This is a genomic window from Dyadobacter sp. BHUBP1 (assembly GCF_050587785.1).
Lineage (GTDB): Bacteria > Bacteroidota > Bacteroidia > Cytophagales > Spirosomataceae > Dyadobacter.
Genome location: NZ_JBOBIH010000007.1, coordinates 235182 through 251672, shown reverse-complemented (window position 1 = coordinate 251672; position 16491 = coordinate 235182). Strand labels below are relative to the sequence as shown.

Below are 16491 nucleotides of genomic sequence, written 5' to 3'. Positions count from 1 at the left end.
TATCCATGCAACAAGTTACTAACCCGGATTTTCTTACCTTTGGGGCTCTCCGGTCAGTGCATCCCGTTAGAATCATCCACTAAAATCCAATGGTCATGCAAAAAATCGTCCCCCATTTATGGTTTGATAAGGAAGCCGCAGAAGCGGCGGAGTTTTATGCGTCGGTGTTTCCTGAATCCCGGGTGATGAGCGTCACGCGGATGGAAGACACGCCTTCGGGCGATGCCGATATGGTCATATTCGAGCTTTGGGGCCAGAAATTCATGGCCATCAGCGCCGGCCCGATTTTCAAACCCAATCCTTCCATTTCATTCATGGTCAATTTCGATCCGTTGCTGTTCGGCGGTTCGAAGGAGTCGGCACGCGCGAAAATTGACGAGGTCTGGAACAAATTGGCTGACGGCGGAAATGCATTGATGCCGATCGGCGAATACCCGTTCAGCGAGCGCTATGGCTGGGTGCAGGACAGGTACGGTGTTTCATGGCAGCTCATCCTCACAAAAGCCGAGGGAGAGCCGAGGCCGCCGATCATCACCTCGCTGCTGTTTGTCGGCGACCAATGCGGCAGGGCTGAGGAAGCCATCAACTTCTATTGTTCTGTTTTCGAAAAATCCAAACTGGGCTCACTCCATCGCTATCCCGAAGGTCATACACCGGACAAGCCGGGTACCGTCATGTTCGCGGATTTCAAGCTCGAAGATTCCTGGTTCACTGCTATGGATAGCGCCCATCAGCACAAATTTGGGTTTAATGAGGGGATTTCGCTGGTGGTGAATTGCGATGACCAGGAGGAGCTCGATTATTTTACCCAGAAACTATCGGCCGTGCCGGAGGCTGAACAATGCGGATGGATCAAGGATAAATTTGGCGTGTCGTGGCAAATCTCCCCCGTTGAACTCGAAGAAATGATGGTAAACGGCACCCGCGAGCAGGTCAACCGGGTAACCCAGGCATTCATGCCCATGAAAAGACTTCAAATCGCACCGCTGAAACGTGCATTTGAAGGAGTATAGAACATTTAAAAGTTCGACGGCGTGTCATGACCGCCGTCGAACTGCATTTAAAAACATCTTAACTTCCGGCAGGAACGATAAACTCGAATGATGGCCCGATGTTGTAGCCGGGTTTGCCCGGGAAGGGTGTGGCGCACAGTTTCTGGGCAGTCAGTTTGAGGTCGTACATGACGCCCACGGTATTGTCCAGCATTCCAGGCTGACCGTTGAACGTCGTGTGAAGTCCCGAAAGTAAGGAGTAATAGCTCATATTGAACTCGTTCATCCGGTGCCATTCCTCGCTGCCGACGGGCAGCATGCTGGTTTTAGTATTGGGAAATAATGGGAAAACACCGTCCGGCGAAAACGGAATGGCCGGCCCGGAGAACGAGTAGCCATTCGGCGCGGCGTCGTCTTTTACCAGTCTTTTTCCCTTGTAGAGTTCCTCAAAACGGTAGTAATGCGCGAGTTCATCTTCCTGGTCGAGCGGGGAGGTGGAAGTGCCTTCACCTTGCTCGATGATGATGTTAATCGCGTCGATCGCGTTTTGTTTGGTGTAAATAGGAAAAAGCTCGTCGTCAGGAAAGAACGAGGAAGTGACTTGTTTGCTTTTGTCGCCCGGCAATTGATCCGGCGCCAGTTCTTCGATCTTCTGTTGAATGGCCTGGTAAAATTGCCCGATCGTGCTGTATGTGGGCATTTCAGCAAGACTAATCGATTTGAAAACAATTGGACTCTCAGGTTCTTCAATTTCCATAAACACATTTTTGACCACTTCCACCGAGTATTTTTCAAGCCCTACGATGAGCCCGTTACCAATGCCCATCGGCAATGGGCCTGGATATTCGGGTACAAAATCGGCGCTGTTGATTACCGGGTGGCCGCCAAGGGCGTTCAGGATATTCGCGGCGATGGTCATATGCAGCATTTCCTCGATCACGATCGAATGGATGATCTGCCGCTGTATGGGGTTGGCGCCTGGGCTCAATGAGAACATCGCCGTGAGGTACGGCGGGATCGTCGAATGTTCGAGTTCAATGGCGTTTTGAACGAGCGGATAGAGTTCTTCCAGGGCATTGGCGCTCAATGCCTTCTCAATATATCTTGAATCTATTTGTAGCATGGTGAATGAATTTTAAACCGTAAATCACAGATTTTCAAACAAATCGTTGGTAGCGGAGAAGCCTGGGAACGACCCGTTTTTCGCTTTCACAGCTTCCCGGTAACGGATTTGTTTGTCGGTCAGCGCTGTGCCGGGTGCCACCGGATTGGCAGCCCTGGCCTCTCTGGCTTCGGATCTTACCACCGGTTTTGGAGCTATTTGCGGGTTGTTGAGCCAGTTGAGAATGGTATTGCGCTTCGTGGACGACAAGTCACGCGTTACCGGCATGTGCATCGTGTCATTCATATCGCGTGAGAAAGCGAAAATCAGGATCTTCTTTTTCTCTGCGAGTGCCACAGGGTCGGCCAGGTTCACAACATATTTGCTCATAATCGGGTACAGGTTGCTGTATTGGATCATCATCTCCGAAATATCACCCCAAACCGGGTTCGCGATTTCCTCGAAATAGTCCCGCAGGTGCACCACGACCTGTTCCGTACCGAATGCCGGGTCGACGGTTGCGGTCTGGTAGGTGATGAAGTAGATCTGCCCGTCGATGTAAACCCTGGGGCTGTAAATGGCGTTGCCGGTGATCGGCATTTGTACTTTGCCATCCGGGCCGGTGGAGATCTGGCCGTTGAAAGAAAGCCCGTCTGTCGGGAAATTATTGCCGTAAACTTCGGAGATCGGGCTTTTCGGGCCTTTGGGGGTATCCGGGGTGGGAGGGTCTACCGTAACTGTGATGCCGGTGTCCGGGAGCGGTTTGCCCCATTGGTAGGCGTAAAAATCGATATTCACCGACTGACCGTCATCCAGGCGCTGGATGAAATTATCGGCCCGGGCTACGAGCCCGTCGATGGCCTCGCGTGCGATAATCGCAAACTGTTCCGGCCGGCTTGACGATGGTGTAATTAACAGCAACTGGCTGTTGCTCAGTGCTGAAATTGTCGCGTCCGGCAAATTGCTGAAAGAAACGATCCCGCCTGTCTGGTTAAGCCAATTCGGGTCGGACTGATAATCCAGTGCCCCGATTTCGATAAAATCATTTGGACTAATGTAAAAAGTGGGCGTCTGGGGGCTTGCTACGCCGGTTTGCGGCACTTTGCTGACGGCCAGGCGGAGATCTTGTTTGTAATTAATCGTGCCAATGGAATCGGCTACCGGAAAGCTCGCCCCAAAGTCGATGCTTACGCGATTGGGACCGGGTTCTACCAGGAAATTCGACGTGCTGAAAAAGGTACCGCGGGCGCTTGGCGTATAGTTGATACCGTACAACCTGCGCGCGGGCGCAAAAGTGAGCGGCTCGCCTTCGAAATAAGGGCCGATAGAACCGATGATCCTGCCCAGCGAAAAACGGCCGTCGTTATGGCTGTAATAATAGCCGAACGGGTTCATGTTAATGGCAAGAGTGTTGTTCTGCGTAGTCGCGCGCAATGTTTTCAGGAAAACTGACTGTTCCGCAAGGGGACCCCACTCGATGTTGGTAATCACCGAGGTCCAGGTTGCCCCCAACGGCTGTCCGTTGCTCTTACCGCCATCGAGCTGTCTCATTTGAAGATCGCGGAACGAGGTGGTGGTGATATCGCCTTTGAAAAGCAGGTCGCCATTGGCCGTGCAAATGCGGAGCTGGACGCACCATAATGCGGAGTACATCTGGGCATCCGGGTCGAGGTCTACCATTTTACCCGTGGGGCGCCCTTCGGCACCCGCTACGGCCTGGCCAATAATAATGTCGTCGGACTGCGAAGTCTGTGTGATGCCATCCGGCAGGAAAATCTGCTTTACCGTGCAGTTCTGAAAATCGAAAACTGCGCCTCCTTCCGGATTCCACCAGCCATTGGTCGCACCCTGGCCCGGGTCCTGGAAGTTGGGTTGGAAGGTGGCATTGTTGTAGTGGGCCGTGTCGTTGTTGACCGTGCTGACATCGGACAGGAAATCGCCCGTGAACACGAGCCTTGGCGCATGAAGATAAGACATGGTGTTTTAATTTATTGTGAGGATAAAATTCTTTAAGCGGCTGTATTCCAGATGATGAAATGTTGCAGCCATGCTCCGTTGTATTTTTTGTAGATCCAAAGCATCCTGCCGGTTTCCGAGGCTTTTTCACCGGTTTGTTTGTCGGTAGTAGTCTGTTGATAAATCGCCCATTCATAAGCAAGATCTCCGCGGACCTTGATATCCTGTGATTCGTAGGATATCTGAATGTAAAATGCATCGAACCACGCACGGAGGAATTCAACGCCGCCGGCTTTTGTATGGATAACCGGAGAACCGGGAGCAATGACGGTGATCTCGTCAGCGAGGATGGCGGTCATCATTTCGAGGTTGCCGGTGTTTTCCGCTTCCTGGACGATCAGCCGCAGTTTTTCAATTTGTTGTCTGTCGTTGTCTATGTTCATGGAGATAAAGATTGTTTGGAAAAGGAAGTGGTTGGTGTATTATTATTTACTTACTAATTCTATTTGTTTGTAGAATTAGTTATTAAACGGTTCCAAGGGCGTGGTTCGGTAGTGCGTGCGGCTTTCAGATATTCTGTCCGTTTTGGTACGCCTGCCGTTCAAAAGCGGACATTTTTGTAAAGTCTTTTGATAAAAAGTAGGGCCTCAGCTTCATGGGAAGGTTTTACCAAGACAGGCACGCCATTAGTGGTGCGGGAATGAATCTAAAACTTCCGGCCCGGTCATGATCAAAAATCACATTACCATCGCTTTCAGGAGCTTTTTCAACAGCAAAGGCTATTCTTTCATCAATGTAACCGGGCTCGCCGTGGGAATGGCTTGCGCATTAATGGTCTTTCTGGTAGTACGGCACGAGACGAGCTACGACTTGTCGCAATCGAACCTGCACCGGATTTACCGGGTTGAAACCGAAAATATCAAGGAAAACCATACTTACCCTGGTACCTATACGGGCATGGCTAATGCGCTCCGCACAGACCTGCCCGAAGCCGAAGCCATCGCCCCGATTATGCAGAGAGACGGCAAGACGATGGCAGCTGGCGGCGCGACCGCCTATGGCCGTCGGAGCGCCGGGGAAAGGAGGTTCCGCGAATCGGTCGTATTTACGGATAATGCCCTCTTTCGAACGCTCGACTATACCTGGGTCGCAGGCAACCCGGACCGCGCATTGTCTCAACCGAATGCGATCGTGCTCACACGCGCTTACGCGGAAAAGTATTTCGGGACTGTCGATGTGCTCGGAAACACGATCCGAATGGATAATAAGCAGGACCTGACCGTCACCGGCGTCGTAGAGGACTACCCGGTTACCACGAGTTTCCCGTTCAACATGCTGGTGTCGTTCACAACGGTAAAGCAGATAGACCCCGGTTTCGAGGAGAATAAATGGAATGGTTGGAATGACAACTTTCAGGTATTTGTAGTGTTAAAAAAAGGCGTTGCCCCGGAGCAGCTCACCGGACGCTTCAAATCGGTAGTAGTGAAATACATGGGTAGGGAGGCGCTTCCCGACAAGCGTTTCAAGCTCAATCATCTGTCTGAGATCCATTACACGGGTAACCTCGGCGGCAGGAGCGCGAATGTGGGCTTGCTGAAAACACTCTCGGTTATAGGCGCGCTCGTTCTGTTGATTGCCTGCTTCAATTTCATTAACCTCAGCACAGCGCGTGCATTCAAGCGCGCGAAGGAGGTGGGCATACGCAAGGCGGTGGGCAGTAGCCGTAAATCGCTGATTTACCAATTCCTCACCGAAGCAGGTTTTATTACACTTTTTGGTGGCGTATTGGCATTGATAATCAGCGTATTGCTATTGCCGGTCCTGGTGGCGGCGCTTGCCATCCCATTGACACTGGACGATCTTTTTACAGGCTCCACAGCGCTGTTTGCGGGTTTTCTGTTGCTGTTAACTACTTTATTAGCAGGGATTTATCCTGCTTTACGGTTGTCGGGCATGGCGCCGATCTGGGCGCTGAAAAGCCATGCGATAGTACCTGCCGGCCAGTGGTTTTCAATGCGGGAAGGGCTGGTAGTGGTGCAATTCGCTGTTTCGCTCGTGCTGATTTGCTGCGCGATGCTGATCGACCGGCAGCTGGATTTCTTTCGCAACGCGGACCTCGGTTTCAACAAATCGGCCATCATTACCGTAGGTTTGCCCGACAACAGGCCCGAAAAACTGCACACTTTTCGCGAACAGCTGATCCGTTCCGCGCAAATCAGGGACGTGAGCTTTTCATTCAACAGCGCCTCCGCCGAAAGCAACTGGATGCAGGCGATGGAATACCGGCAGGGGCCGAAGGTGGTTCAGGTGAAAACCCAGATGAAAATGGGCGATTCACATTATTTTGATACTTACGGCATTCAAATGCTGGCCGGTGAGCCGCTGAAAGACAGCGATACCACCAGGAATTTCAGGGTTATTGTCAATGAAATATTTCTCGGCCGGATCGGCATCACCAATCCCCGGGCGGCAGTCGGGCAGAGGGTCTATTACGGCGATGGCAACGAGTTTGCCACAATCGCGGGTGTCGTCCGCAACTTCCATGTTAACTCGCTGCATCAGAAGATCGATCCGACCGTTTTTCAAGTCGTTCCTAATAATTTTTACCAGGCCGGCATCAAGTTACAAAGCGAAAATCCTACATCAACGTCTATTCAAACCGCATTGGCAGACATTGAAAAAGCCTGGACCAAGGCATTCCCCGACCAGGTCTTTGAATACAGTTTCCTGGACGAAACCCTTGCGCAAGCCTACCAATCCGAAACCCGCACAGCCCGGCTCGTCGAAGTAGCAACCATACTGGCCGTTTTAATCGCGAGCATGGGACTTTTCGGGCTGGCCACATTCACAGCCGAGCAAAGGATCAAGGAGATCGGCGTAAGAAAGGTGCTGGGAGCGTCCGTGAGCAGCATTGTGGCTTTACTTTCCCGGGACTTCCTGAAACCGGTTTTGCTGGCGATCATCATCGCTTCACCTGTTGCCTGGTACCTGATGAACCAATGGTTGCAGAATTTCGAGTTTAAAATCTCCGTATCCTGGTGGCTTTTCGTGGCGGCGGGCTCGCTCATGACCGCCATCGCGCTACTGACCGTGAGTTTTCAGAGCCTGCGGGCGGCGATGCTCGATCCGGTGAGGAGTTTGCGGAGTGAATAGGGTGGGAATGTTAGGATATAGTCCTGAAATCGATTTATTTCGAGCCCGGCGGATCACCGCGTACCAATCGTAATGGATAACTGGAAAGCAATTGTATATCTCCTGGCTTTTGGGCAGGGTTTTGTCCTGAGCCTGTCTTTGATCGTAAAAGGCATCAATGGCAAACGCGCCAGTCTCTTTCTCGGATTGATGCTGCTGGTGCTCAGCCAGGAACTGCTCAATGCATGGGCGATGCAGGTGCATTACCACAGTCGGCCGGATGCCATTCCGTTCTGGAATTTGCAGAGCTATTTGCTCCTTGCGGTTGCAACCTGGTTTTTCGTGCGACTCTCGACGGAGCCAGGATTTGTATTCAATCCGCGACACGTCCTGTTTTTCGTGCCGGTAGTTGTTGAGATTGCAATAAGGTGCACATGGCAAGCTTACAGGCGCTTCACAGGTATCGACCTGCCTTCGTTACTCGAAAACCCGGCCTGGTTTTTCCTGACTGAGCTATTACCCATTATCGGAATGATTGGGGTGCTGGGCGTTTATGCCTGCAAACTGCAAGGGTTTTACAGGAGCTGGAAAAAGAAGGCAGTCAGTCTCAGCCTCCCAACCCGTTTCCGGGTCTATGGCTTGTTCGGGTTTCTGGTAGTGCTGACATCGTTGTGGATAGCTGGCGTAATCCTCGACTGGCCTGTGTTTTTCGGAATCGAAGTGTTGCTCACGCTCTGCCTGTTCGGGCTTGGCTATGCTGGTTACGTCACGCCCGAATTCTTCATGTTGCCGGTTTTGCCCAAAGAAAAACCGACCGAACGACCGGACTTTGCTCGGTTTGACGACCAGGTCGAACTTCAAAAGTTGAAGTATACATTCATGCAGGATCGACTCTACACGAGGTCGGGGCTTACGCTCGACGACGTGGCCGCACACCTGCAATTGCCCCCACGCTACATTTCGTATCTGATCAACACCTATTTCCAAACCAATTTCAATGGTTATGTGAACAGCCTCCGTGTAGAAGAAGTGATCAGGAAACTGGCAGATCCGGCCGAACAACACAAAACGATCCTGGGGTTGGCCCTAGACGCGGGTTTCAGTTCCAAATCCACTTTCAACCAGGTATTCAAGCAGCACACGAGTAAGTCGCCGTCGGAATTCCTGCTGGTGCAGAAATAACTCGATGGGACAATTGAGATCTCAAAAACGAGTCCGAAAACATGATTCCGGACGTCCAGGAAAGCGTTTCAGGGCGATTGATATGCATTGCGGGCCGTGCTTTGCAGCATTATCATCCAATATCTTTCCTGTTATGTTCAAACACGTTTTGCTTCTGTTAGCTATGTTCTCCACGCCTTCGGTGCTAGCCGGAAAAGTTCGTTATCACATTGATAGCCCAGCCGGTCGTCAGTTTGAAGTCAGAATAAATGCCAATGTCGAGCTGCTCGGCTTTGTCTATTTCCTGGGTTACGAAGGCGCCCAATCCGAAACCGCATCGTATTCCGCAAAAGACCGGAAGCGATATGCCTATGGAATTGAGCTTTATCGGCAGTACAAATCTTTTGCAAGCAGTAAACATCTGGCAACGGTAATAGGCTTTGCGCAGGATATTTGGCTCGACTATTTCATTAACCTCCTGATCCAGCTGAACGATTTTCCCCACGCGAAACTGCCCGACGGCATCGATCCGGCATATTACCGGCGTTTTTCCCCGCGTGGTGACCTTGCGGAAGCGAAAAAGAATGCATCCGCTTTCATTGAGGCGATGAACGGACTGTACCGGGAGGTCGATTTCGAGACATATCTCGTCGGGAACAGGGCCTTGTACGCAAATGCGGTGGCCCAGGTCGAAGCCAGGTTGCCGGAAGATGGGTTTTTGCCTGCAATGGAGGCATTTTATGAAAGCCATTTCGAAAGCTATTCGCTGGTACCCAGCCTCACAATTCCGGCAGGCATGGGTTTCGGCGCCCGGTACAGATCCGGTAGTGAAGCGCATGCGTTTCATGTGTTCGGTACGTTCGCGATCCAGCAATGGGCCGATTCCACGCGTGTTGATATGGGTTTTGCCGATCAAAAACATTTGCTGGAACTGAGCACACATGAGTTTGGGCATTCGTTTGTAAACCCGTGCGTTGATCGCCTGCCCGAAGCCCTTATTGCGGAGACACAGCAACTCTTCGATCCGATCAAAGACGCCATGGTACCGCAAGGTTATATGACCTGGAGAGCGTGCCTCTACGAGCATTTTGTAAGGGCAGGGGAGGTTGTGATAGCCCGCAAGCTGGGCCGTCACGAGGACGCTGAAAGGCTCAGGAAGGATTACGTATCAGACCGGAACTTTATTTACCTGGACACATTGATCACTGAGCTCGATAGATACAATGCAACGGGAAATGGGACGTATCAGCAGGCGGTCGAAACCGCCATGCTGCGCCTGCGGGAGTTGACTAAGCGGTAGTGCATCACTATATACTGCGATGAATTTACTCCACAATCCTGATATGCCTCATCTTCACCGGCAGCCACACCTGCATTGGGCCGCGGCCACGGTTGGCCCAGGTATAATATGGAATCGCGGTGACGGTTTGCGGTTCCGACTTTACGCTCAGGCCATCGGGCGTGGGTTTAATAACTTGCAGGTTAGCTCGGATAGAGACGACGGGCTCGTTCAGGATCAGGCCTTTCTGGATGTTGAATGAAGGGTTTTCGGGAACGAGCAGGTTCCATACTTCGCCTGCGTTGTCGGCGCCTTCCACGCAGTACACCAGTGGGCCGCGTTGCAGGGCAATGCGGTCGGCATCGGCTTTCACTTCGTTGCGCGCCTTGATTTGGCGTACTTCCATGGGCAGTCTCACTTCGATTTCGTCACCGTTTTGCCAGGTGCGGTCGATCACCGCGTAACCCTTGTCCGTTTGATAATTGACAGGCTTGCCATTCAGCAGTATTTCGATTTTGCTGTTACCGGCGCCTGCAAAATTGTATAACCCGCCGGGAACGGCGGTTTTGGCTGCCCAACCCGGAATGCGGATATTCAGCGCATATTTTACTTTTTGTGCAGGCGTAACTTTGATTTTTACATTCCCGTCCCAGGGATAATTGGTGTCCATTTTGAGCGGGACAGCAGTTTTACCCATTTGGAAACTGGTATTGCTGCCTATAAAAAGGTTTACCCAAATCTTCCCATCTGATTTACCATAAATATAATCCCCGACGGACGCCACAAGCCGGGCAATGTTGGAAGGGCAGCAAGCCGTTCCAAACCAGGCGCTGCGCGCGTTGTTACCCATCGAAGAAAGCGGGTTTCCGTAAAAGAAAGTATCACCGCTCAGGCTCAGGCCGTCCAGCGCGCCATTGTACAGGCTGCGTTCGAGGACGTCGATGTATTTGGCGTCGCCGGTGAGCGCGTTCATGCGCTGGTTCCAGAACACCATGCCCACCGAGGCGCAGGTTTCGCTGTATGCGGAACCGTTCGGAAGATCGTAGTCGTCGGTGAATCCTTCGTTATGGCCGGAGGAGCCGATACCGCCCGTCAGGTACATATTCCGGTAAACGACGTCTTCCCACACGGCTGTCATGGCGTTCATATAGCCGGGGTCCTGCGTAACGGACGCTACGTCGGCTGCACCCGTGTACTGGTACATCGCGCGTACGGCGTGGCCGGTGATTTCCTTCTGCTGCTTTACCGGCACATCGTCCTGGCAGTATTTGGGATCTTTCCATTCGTCCCAGATCTTGCCTTTTCCATATCCGTGGCCGCGCTGGTCAAGGAACCAGTCGGCGAGTTTCAGGTAGCGGTCTTCCTGGGTGAGGTGGTACATTTTCATCAGCGCCAGCTCGATTTCCTGATGGCCGGATATCCACGGCCGGTTGGCCACGCGAAAGGTAGAATCAATATGATCGGCGAAGCGGATGGCGACATCGAGCAGTTTGCGTTTGCCGGTGGTGTTGTAGTAAGCCACCGCTGCCTCCATCAAATGCCCGGCACAATAATCCTCGTGCTTTTCCATGTCGGTCCAGCGCTGTTTGAGGTCGGTTAATGTGTAATAGGTATTCAAATAGCCGTCCGGAAGTTGGGCGGCCGCGATTTTGTCGATCCATTCGTCCGCTTTGCGTTCCAATGCGGCGTCGGGGCGATTTTTGAGTGAATAGGCCATGGCTTCGATGGCTTTATACACATCGCTGTCGTCATAATAAATGCCTTCGTGCTTTTCCCCCTGCCGGCGTGCCGCCTTCTCGAAATTCCGGATGCGGCCCGATTTTTCCTCGGTTTGAATGATACAGGCATTCAATGTGGCCGTGGCTACCTTTTCCTGTTTGGGTTTCCAGAAATGGTCGGTAATGTTGACTTCGGAGAACCGCACGGGTTGAATGCGCTGCTGGGCTTGTACCTGGAATGGCGTCGCGTGCAGGCACGATGCGAGCGCGGCGGTAGCGTATATTTTGGAGATTAAATGCATTTCAAGGTTTGGTTTAATTCAAAATCCTGCTTTTCAGGACTCTACTTTTTCCGGTGCACCAAAGGAAACTGGGAGATCCGCAGATTGGTACAGCCGTAGGGAATCAACACAATGTCTTCCTCTTTGTCGTCGGTTTCCAGTTGGTACGTCAAACTGTACGGAACCGGGCCGGCCATTTCATTATACAATCCCCAGGAAGGAATACGGCGTGCCCTGGTTTTGATCTGCAAAGGTGCATTCTCCGGATTCCAGGGATAATTAGAAACCGGTTTCACCACCTCCCATTTGTATTGTTCTTCCAGTTTGTTGTCGGGCGTGAGGATCAATCCGTAGTTCCAGGGCGTGGTCGGCCGCAGTTCCGTATAGCTCGCACCGTAATCGATCGGGTCTTTGTCGTTTTTCACCAGTTTGGAAGTTTCGCCTATTTTCAATGCATAAGTAAGTGGCCCACGTTCCACGGAAATCGAGTTTTCAACCCAGGTATTTTTAAAGATATGCATGGGTAATGTCAGTTCCACCACGTCGCCCTTTTCCCATTCACGCGTGAGTTTCACAATCTGGTTGCCTTCCGGTTCGAGCCAGAGTTTACCGTTTACCTTAACCGCGCCCTTTTTACACCACGCAGGAACGCGCATATGGAAGGGAAACACCGCTTTCGACGAAGGATTCACGGTGAATTTAATGGTTTCTTCGAAAGGGTAGGAGGTCTCCTCTTTCACGGCCACACTGATGCCGCCAGGCAGCTTGATGTTCGCCTCGCTGGCAGAATAGGTGAGTGCCGCGATACCTTTGTCAGCGGTGGCGTACCAGAGATTCTGGACAAACTTCGGCCATCCCTGGTGCATATTGGAAGTACAACAAGGGTAGCCGGTGAGCAGGCCCATGCACACGTCGGTGCCGCCGTGGTTCACATCGAAATTGCGCTGGTGGCGGGTCATCATTACCTGATTGGCTTGCTGGAAATACTGGCGCGTCATAAAATCGTCGGAAGCCTGCGTCGGCAAAGCATTGAACGCCACTTTTTCGAGCATATCGGCATAGCCTACATCGCCGGTGATTTCGAGAATGCTTTCGAGCGAGAACATCATTTCCACGGCCGAGCAAAGCTCTGAGCCTTGAGTAGGGTCGTTCCCGTGCAATGCTTCGTCGCCGCCGTACAGGCCGTGCGCCAGGCCGTTGAACTTGCGGAGATCGGCGAAGCCCTTTTTGGTGGCGTCGAGGTATTTCTGTTCAGGATGGTGCTGAAAATAGATTAGCGGCGCTTTGATACCTTGGGCGAGGTTGACACAGTGTATGCTGCCGCGCGTCGAAAGCATATCCGTGTTCAGAAATGCGTTGGTGTAGTCGAAGGTCTGTGAATGGATAAGGTTACCGAGGTCGAGCAGGAACTTGTCGCCGGTAATATTATAAAGCCAATACACGACAGCCAGGTTATCCGCGCCGCGGTACCTCGCCCAGAATGTCCAGTTATCGAGCGGTTTTGAAGGGAGTTCTTTGAGCTGGTATTTGAAATAGTTGGTCATCAAAGTAATGACCCGCTGGTCGCCGGTAGCGGAATAGTATTGTTTTAAAATTTTCAATACCACCATCTTGGGCCACCAGTCGCGGCTGTTATCACGCTGTACGCCCGGCTCGTGACCGTAGTCTTTGGACGGACCGAAATAGCCGTCGGACTGCTGGCTGGCAATGGCCCATTCCACCCAGGGTTTGGTTTTGGCGATGAGCTCTTGGTCATCGAGGATGTAGGCGAGCGGGAGCAGTCCGTCGATCCAGTAGGGGCCGCGTTCCCACTGGTCGCCATCGCCGCCCAGCCAGCCGTTGCGTTTACCCATGACGAGCGGGTACAGTTCGTCGAGCTTACCGGTGGAGCCGTTCTTCTGGCGAACGAGCATTTCTTTGAGCCAGCCCTGCGGTTTAATGGCGCCTAGCGGCAGCTCGCTGTATGGGTTGGGCCTCAGCGGGGCTTTGGCCTGGGTGTAGGTGGCTTCTTTGGTGGGTTGGGCTGTGGTTTGCAGGGTTGCCAGCAGCACCGCGAACAATAGGAGTTTTTTCATTTTCGGTTTTAGTTGGAATGCCACGAAGGCACGAATTGTACACGAATAGTCAGGTGTGGTCAGGGATTGGCTTTGGCTCTTAAATCTTTGGAAGTGGCTAGTGCGATGACGCGGCCGTTTTCGCCTACTGCGTTGTAAAAATGGTATACCACGCCGTTCCATTTGACGACCCAGGGCTTGTGGGCGTAGGTTTTGTCGTAGGGTACTGTCGGGGAAATGAGGTCGGGGCCGGCCCAGTCTGTCCAGTTTTGAAGGTCGTAGGAGCAGGCAAACCGTTCGAATGCACCCGGTTTCCAGAACGCCCCGAAATAGAACATCACATATACATCGCCGATTTTCGCGATCTGAGCGTCGCCGCAAATGCCGGTATGGCGTGTGATCAATGGCTTGTCGCCGAGGCGTTCCCAATTCGTCATGTCGTCGGAGACGGCCATGGCGATGCTTTCGAAGCCGTTACCCTTGTCGTCGCCTTGTTCGCCTTTGGCATTGTAGTACATCACAAACGGATGGCCTGTTTTGCGGGCCTTGTCGCGGATGACCAGGCTTTTGTAAATCGTTTTGTCGTCGTACCAGCGGGCGTCCTTGTCAATGGCCGAGAGTACGGGTTTTGGCAGGCGGCTTACCTCGTTCGGTTTGGTCAAGTCGGGGGAGGTAGCGATGCCGATGCCTAGCCGGCCGGCCTCGTAACCTTTTTCAGAGCCGCCGAGGTAGGAGAGCCAATAGTTGTTTGCGAACTTTTCGGCTTCGTAGCTGCCGCCCCATTCAGTATCAATCAGGGCCACATAGCCCGCTTTTTGCGTGGCGTCCCACGTGTTTTCGGTGAAAGACATAATCCTGCCCAGCGAAGTCCATTGCAGTAAGTTATCACTTTTGGAGAGCCAGGTTTCATAACCTTTGCCATCGAATATAATGTAAGTCATGTACCAGATGCCGCCCTTCCGGAAGACGGTCGGGCTGTCGACCATCTTGTCTTTGTCGGGCTGGGGGATCACCACACCGTATTTGTAAGGGGTTTTTACTTCCTCAAAAATGTCCTGCATTACTTGTTGCGGGACTTTGGTTTCGTCGCCAGACCGGCCATCGCCCGATTGGGCAACCGCTCCGCCGACCCAAACAAAGCCCGCCGTCAAAAACAATGCACAGCCGATCAGCACTTTCTTCATATCTGCTAGTTGTAATCCGGGTTCTGTTTCAATTTCGGGTTGGAGTTAATGGCGATCTGCGGGATGGGGAATACGGCCCTGAAAGCGCCGTTGGGTTTGTGCGACAGCCAGCTTTTGGTGGTATAAACCCCGAAGCGGATCATATCGCGGCGACGGAAGCCCTCCCAGGCAAACTCCCAGCCAAGCTCGTCAAGCATCCTGCCGTACTGTACCGGTTTCGCATCACCGGGGTCTACTACTCTGTAATTTTCAACAAAACCATATGGATAGCTGCTGCCTTTTTGAAGGTCGGCGCCGGTCACCGTCGCTTTGGCGGGCTTGGCTGCAAACGCCCGTGCGCGTACCTGCGACACCAGCGTGGCCGCGTCGTTGGCCTTGCCCGTACGCAAGAGGCATTCGGCTTTCATCATGAGCACCTGCGCATACCGAAACACCGGGAAATCGTTGCCCAGGCTTCCCTGCGCCTGCATTTTTACTTCAAATTTATTCATCCGGTAACCTTCCGCCTCGCCGGTGTACAGTCCGTCCGGCAGCTCGTTGGTGAGCACGACATTCTTGCCGGCCTGATCGTACGAGCCTTTCAGCGGGGTAATTCCATCCGCGGCAAACTGCGGACCGATCATCCAGGTCGATTTCAGGCGTTGGTCGTCGGCATCGTACGTATTGATAAACTGGGGCACACCCTTCGCCGAGCCTGCGCCCCAGGGCGTGGCCAGCATATTGACTTTGTTTTTCAGCGAAGCGTGCCACGAAAACATATGGGCGCTGAATCCGCCGGCCAGGTTTTCTTCAAACGGGATTGCAAACACGATCTCGGGCGAATTTTGGTTTTCGGTAACAAAAGGCGCTGCGAGACCCATTTCTAACTGGTATTTACCAGAAGCGATCACGTCGTTGCACTGCAAGAGGCACTCCTCCCACTTGGTCTCTCCTGCATAAATGCCGGCGTTGAGGTACACGTTCGCGAGCAGCGTTTTGGCCGCCCATTTATTGAACCGCGCATACAGCAGCGTGTTACGGTCTTCGCTGAGGTTGGGAATTGATTCGGTTAATTCCTTGACAATGAATTGGTAAATGTCCTTTCTGGCTGTTTTTTCAAGCAGCGCGTCGGAACGGTCGGTAATGAGCGGGGCATCGCCGAAGTTGTCGCAAATGAGCCAGTAGAAGAATGCCCGTACCGCCCGCATTTCGGAGATCAGCGCCTCTTTGGTAACGCCTGTTGGAATGGCGATTTTGTCGTTCGATAGCTGGTCGATGAGCCGGTTCGCATTGATCACCCCTGAGTAGAAGGTATTCCACATGTTGCTGATCTGCGGGTTTTCCGAATTCCACGTGTGCAGGTGCATACGCTTGTAAATCCCGCCATCGTCCCAGCCCGACGCGTTAGCAGGCATTACAATGCCATCGGCTGTCGACTCCTGCGCCATGTACCAGTGCGTGTGCGAGATCAGGCTGCGCATATTGGCGTACCCGATGCTCATAGCCTGGTAGGCGTTGGAATAGTTATAAGTATCTTCCGTTACTTCGGAGTAGATTTTTTCGGTCAGGTCGTTGTTGCAGCCGCTTGCAGCGATCATGAGCAAAAACGCAGTTCCTATATATTGTTTCAATGGTTTCATTGTCAATAGTCTT

11 protein-coding genes are annotated in these 16491 nt (G+C 52.5%); 4 read left to right on the top strand and 7 right to left on the bottom strand.

The genetic code is table 11. The features are described 5' to 3' along the window. Positions 1-95: 95 nt before the first annotated feature. Positions 96-1013, top strand: coding sequence for a VOC family protein (locus tag ACQ4MZ_RS24675; protein ID WP_430849582.1), 918 nt, complete (start codon positions 96-98; stop codon positions 1011-1013). 58 nt (positions 1014-1071) lie between these two features. Here ACQ4MZ_RS24675 and ACQ4MZ_RS24670 read toward each other — a convergent pair whose 3' ends face one another. From ACQ4MZ_RS24670 to ACQ4MZ_RS24660, 3 genes are read right to left on the bottom strand one after another with little or no spacing between them, the layout of a single operon-like run. After that, positions 1072-2115 (bottom strand): ferritin-like domain-containing protein, encoded by a 1044-nt coding sequence (locus tag ACQ4MZ_RS24670; RefSeq protein ID WP_430849580.1) that lies wholly within the window; start codon positions 2113-2115, stop codon positions 1072-1074. Between the two features lie 24 nt (positions 2116-2139). Continuing rightward, on the bottom strand, positions 2140-4071 hold the full coding sequence (locus ACQ4MZ_RS24665; RefSeq protein ID WP_430849578.1) for a hypothetical protein: 1932 nt from the start codon (positions 4069-4071) through the stop codon (positions 2140-2142). Positions 4072-4103: 32 nt separating this feature from the next. Further along, entirely contained in the window at positions 4104-4493 is a 390-nt protein-coding gene (locus ACQ4MZ_RS24660; RefSeq protein WP_430849576.1) for a YybH family protein, read from the bottom strand. Between the two features lie 283 nt (positions 4494-4776). On the opposite strand from ACQ4MZ_RS24660, the gene ACQ4MZ_RS24655 reads away from it, so the two are divergent. The 3 genes from ACQ4MZ_RS24655 to ACQ4MZ_RS24645 all read left to right on the top strand — a co-directional run bounded on the left by ACQ4MZ_RS24655 (position 4777) and on the right by ACQ4MZ_RS24645 (position 9643). Further along, a complete protein-coding gene (locus ACQ4MZ_RS24655; protein ID WP_430849574.1) occupies positions 4777-7203 on the top strand; it encodes an ABC transporter permease in 2427 nt (808 codons plus the stop codon). A 72-nt stretch (positions 7204-7275) separates the two neighbouring features. Further along, positions 7276-8364, top strand: a complete 1089-nt coding sequence (locus tag ACQ4MZ_RS24650; RefSeq protein WP_430849572.1) for a helix-turn-helix domain-containing protein — start codon at positions 7276-7278, stop codon at positions 8362-8364. 133 nt (positions 8365-8497) lie between these two features. Then, entirely contained in the window at positions 8498-9643 is a 1146-nt protein-coding gene (locus ACQ4MZ_RS24645) for a DUF4932 domain-containing protein (RefSeq protein ID WP_430849570.1), read from the top strand. A 25-nt stretch (positions 9644-9668) separates the two neighbouring features. Here the strand turns inward: ACQ4MZ_RS24645 and ACQ4MZ_RS24640 are convergent, their stop codons facing one another. The 4 genes from ACQ4MZ_RS24640 to ACQ4MZ_RS24625 are packed head-to-tail and all read right to left on the bottom strand — an operon-like array spanning position 9669 to position 16478. Beyond that, positions 9669-11642, bottom strand: coding sequence for a glycoside hydrolase family 127 protein (locus tag ACQ4MZ_RS24640; protein WP_430849568.1), 1974 nt, complete (start codon positions 11640-11642; stop codon positions 9669-9671). A 41-nt stretch (positions 11643-11683) separates the two neighbouring features. Then, a complete protein-coding gene (locus ACQ4MZ_RS24635) occupies positions 11684-13696 on the bottom strand; it encodes a beta-L-arabinofuranosidase domain-containing protein (protein WP_430849566.1) in 2013 nt (670 codons plus the stop codon). A gap of 59 nt (positions 13697-13755) precedes the next feature. Further along, positions 13756-14859 carry a glycosylase gene (locus ACQ4MZ_RS24630; protein WP_430849564.1) on the bottom strand — a complete coding sequence of 368 codons (1104 nt, stop codon included), beginning with the start codon at positions 14857-14859 and terminating at the stop codon, positions 13756-13758. Positions 14860-14864: 5 nt separating this feature from the next. Next, complete coding sequence (locus ACQ4MZ_RS24625) at positions 14865-16478, bottom strand: RagB/SusD family nutrient uptake outer membrane protein (RefSeq protein ID WP_430849562.1); 1614 nt, start codon at positions 16476-16478, stop codon at positions 14865-14867. Between the last annotated feature and the right edge of the window lie 13 nt (positions 16479-16491).

What these genes read in the sequence shown, in the direction of transcription:
- ACQ4MZ_RS24675 (WP_430849582.1), top strand. Translation starts at nt 96, where the DNA reads ATGCAAAAAATCGTCCCCCATTTATGGTTTGATAAGGAAGCCGCAGAA.
- ACQ4MZ_RS24670 (WP_430849580.1), bottom strand. Translation starts at nt 2,115, where the DNA reads ATGCTACAAATAGATTCAAGATATATTGAGAAGGCATTGAGCGCCAAT.
- ACQ4MZ_RS24665 (WP_430849578.1), bottom strand. Translation starts at nt 4,071, where the DNA reads ATGTCTTATCTTCATGCGCCAAGGCTCGTGTTCACGGGCGATTTCCTG.
- ACQ4MZ_RS24660 (WP_430849576.1), bottom strand. Translation starts at nt 4,493, where the DNA reads ATGAACATAGACAACGACAGACAACAAATTGAAAAACTGCGGCTGATC.
- ACQ4MZ_RS24655 (WP_430849574.1), top strand. Translation starts at nt 4,777, where the DNA reads ATGATCAAAAATCACATTACCATCGCTTTCAGGAGCTTTTTCAACAGC.
- ACQ4MZ_RS24650 (WP_430849572.1), top strand. Translation starts at nt 7,276, where the DNA reads ATGGATAACTGGAAAGCAATTGTATATCTCCTGGCTTTTGGGCAGGGT.
- ACQ4MZ_RS24645 (WP_430849570.1), top strand. Translation starts at nt 8,498, where the DNA reads ATGTTCAAACACGTTTTGCTTCTGTTAGCTATGTTCTCCACGCCTTCG.
- ACQ4MZ_RS24640 (WP_430849568.1), bottom strand. Translation starts at nt 11,642, where the DNA reads ATGCATTTAATCTCCAAAATATACGCTACCGCCGCGCTCGCATCGTGC.
- ACQ4MZ_RS24635 (WP_430849566.1), bottom strand. Translation starts at nt 13,696, where the DNA reads ATGAAAAAACTCCTATTGTTCGCGGTGCTGCTGGCAACCCTGCAAACC.
- ACQ4MZ_RS24630 (WP_430849564.1), bottom strand. Translation starts at nt 14,859, where the DNA reads ATGAAGAAAGTGCTGATCGGCTGTGCATTGTTTTTGACGGCGGGCTTT.
- ACQ4MZ_RS24625 (WP_430849562.1), bottom strand. Translation starts at nt 16,478, where the DNA reads ATGAAACCATTGAAACAATATATAGGAACTGCGTTTTTGCTCATGATC.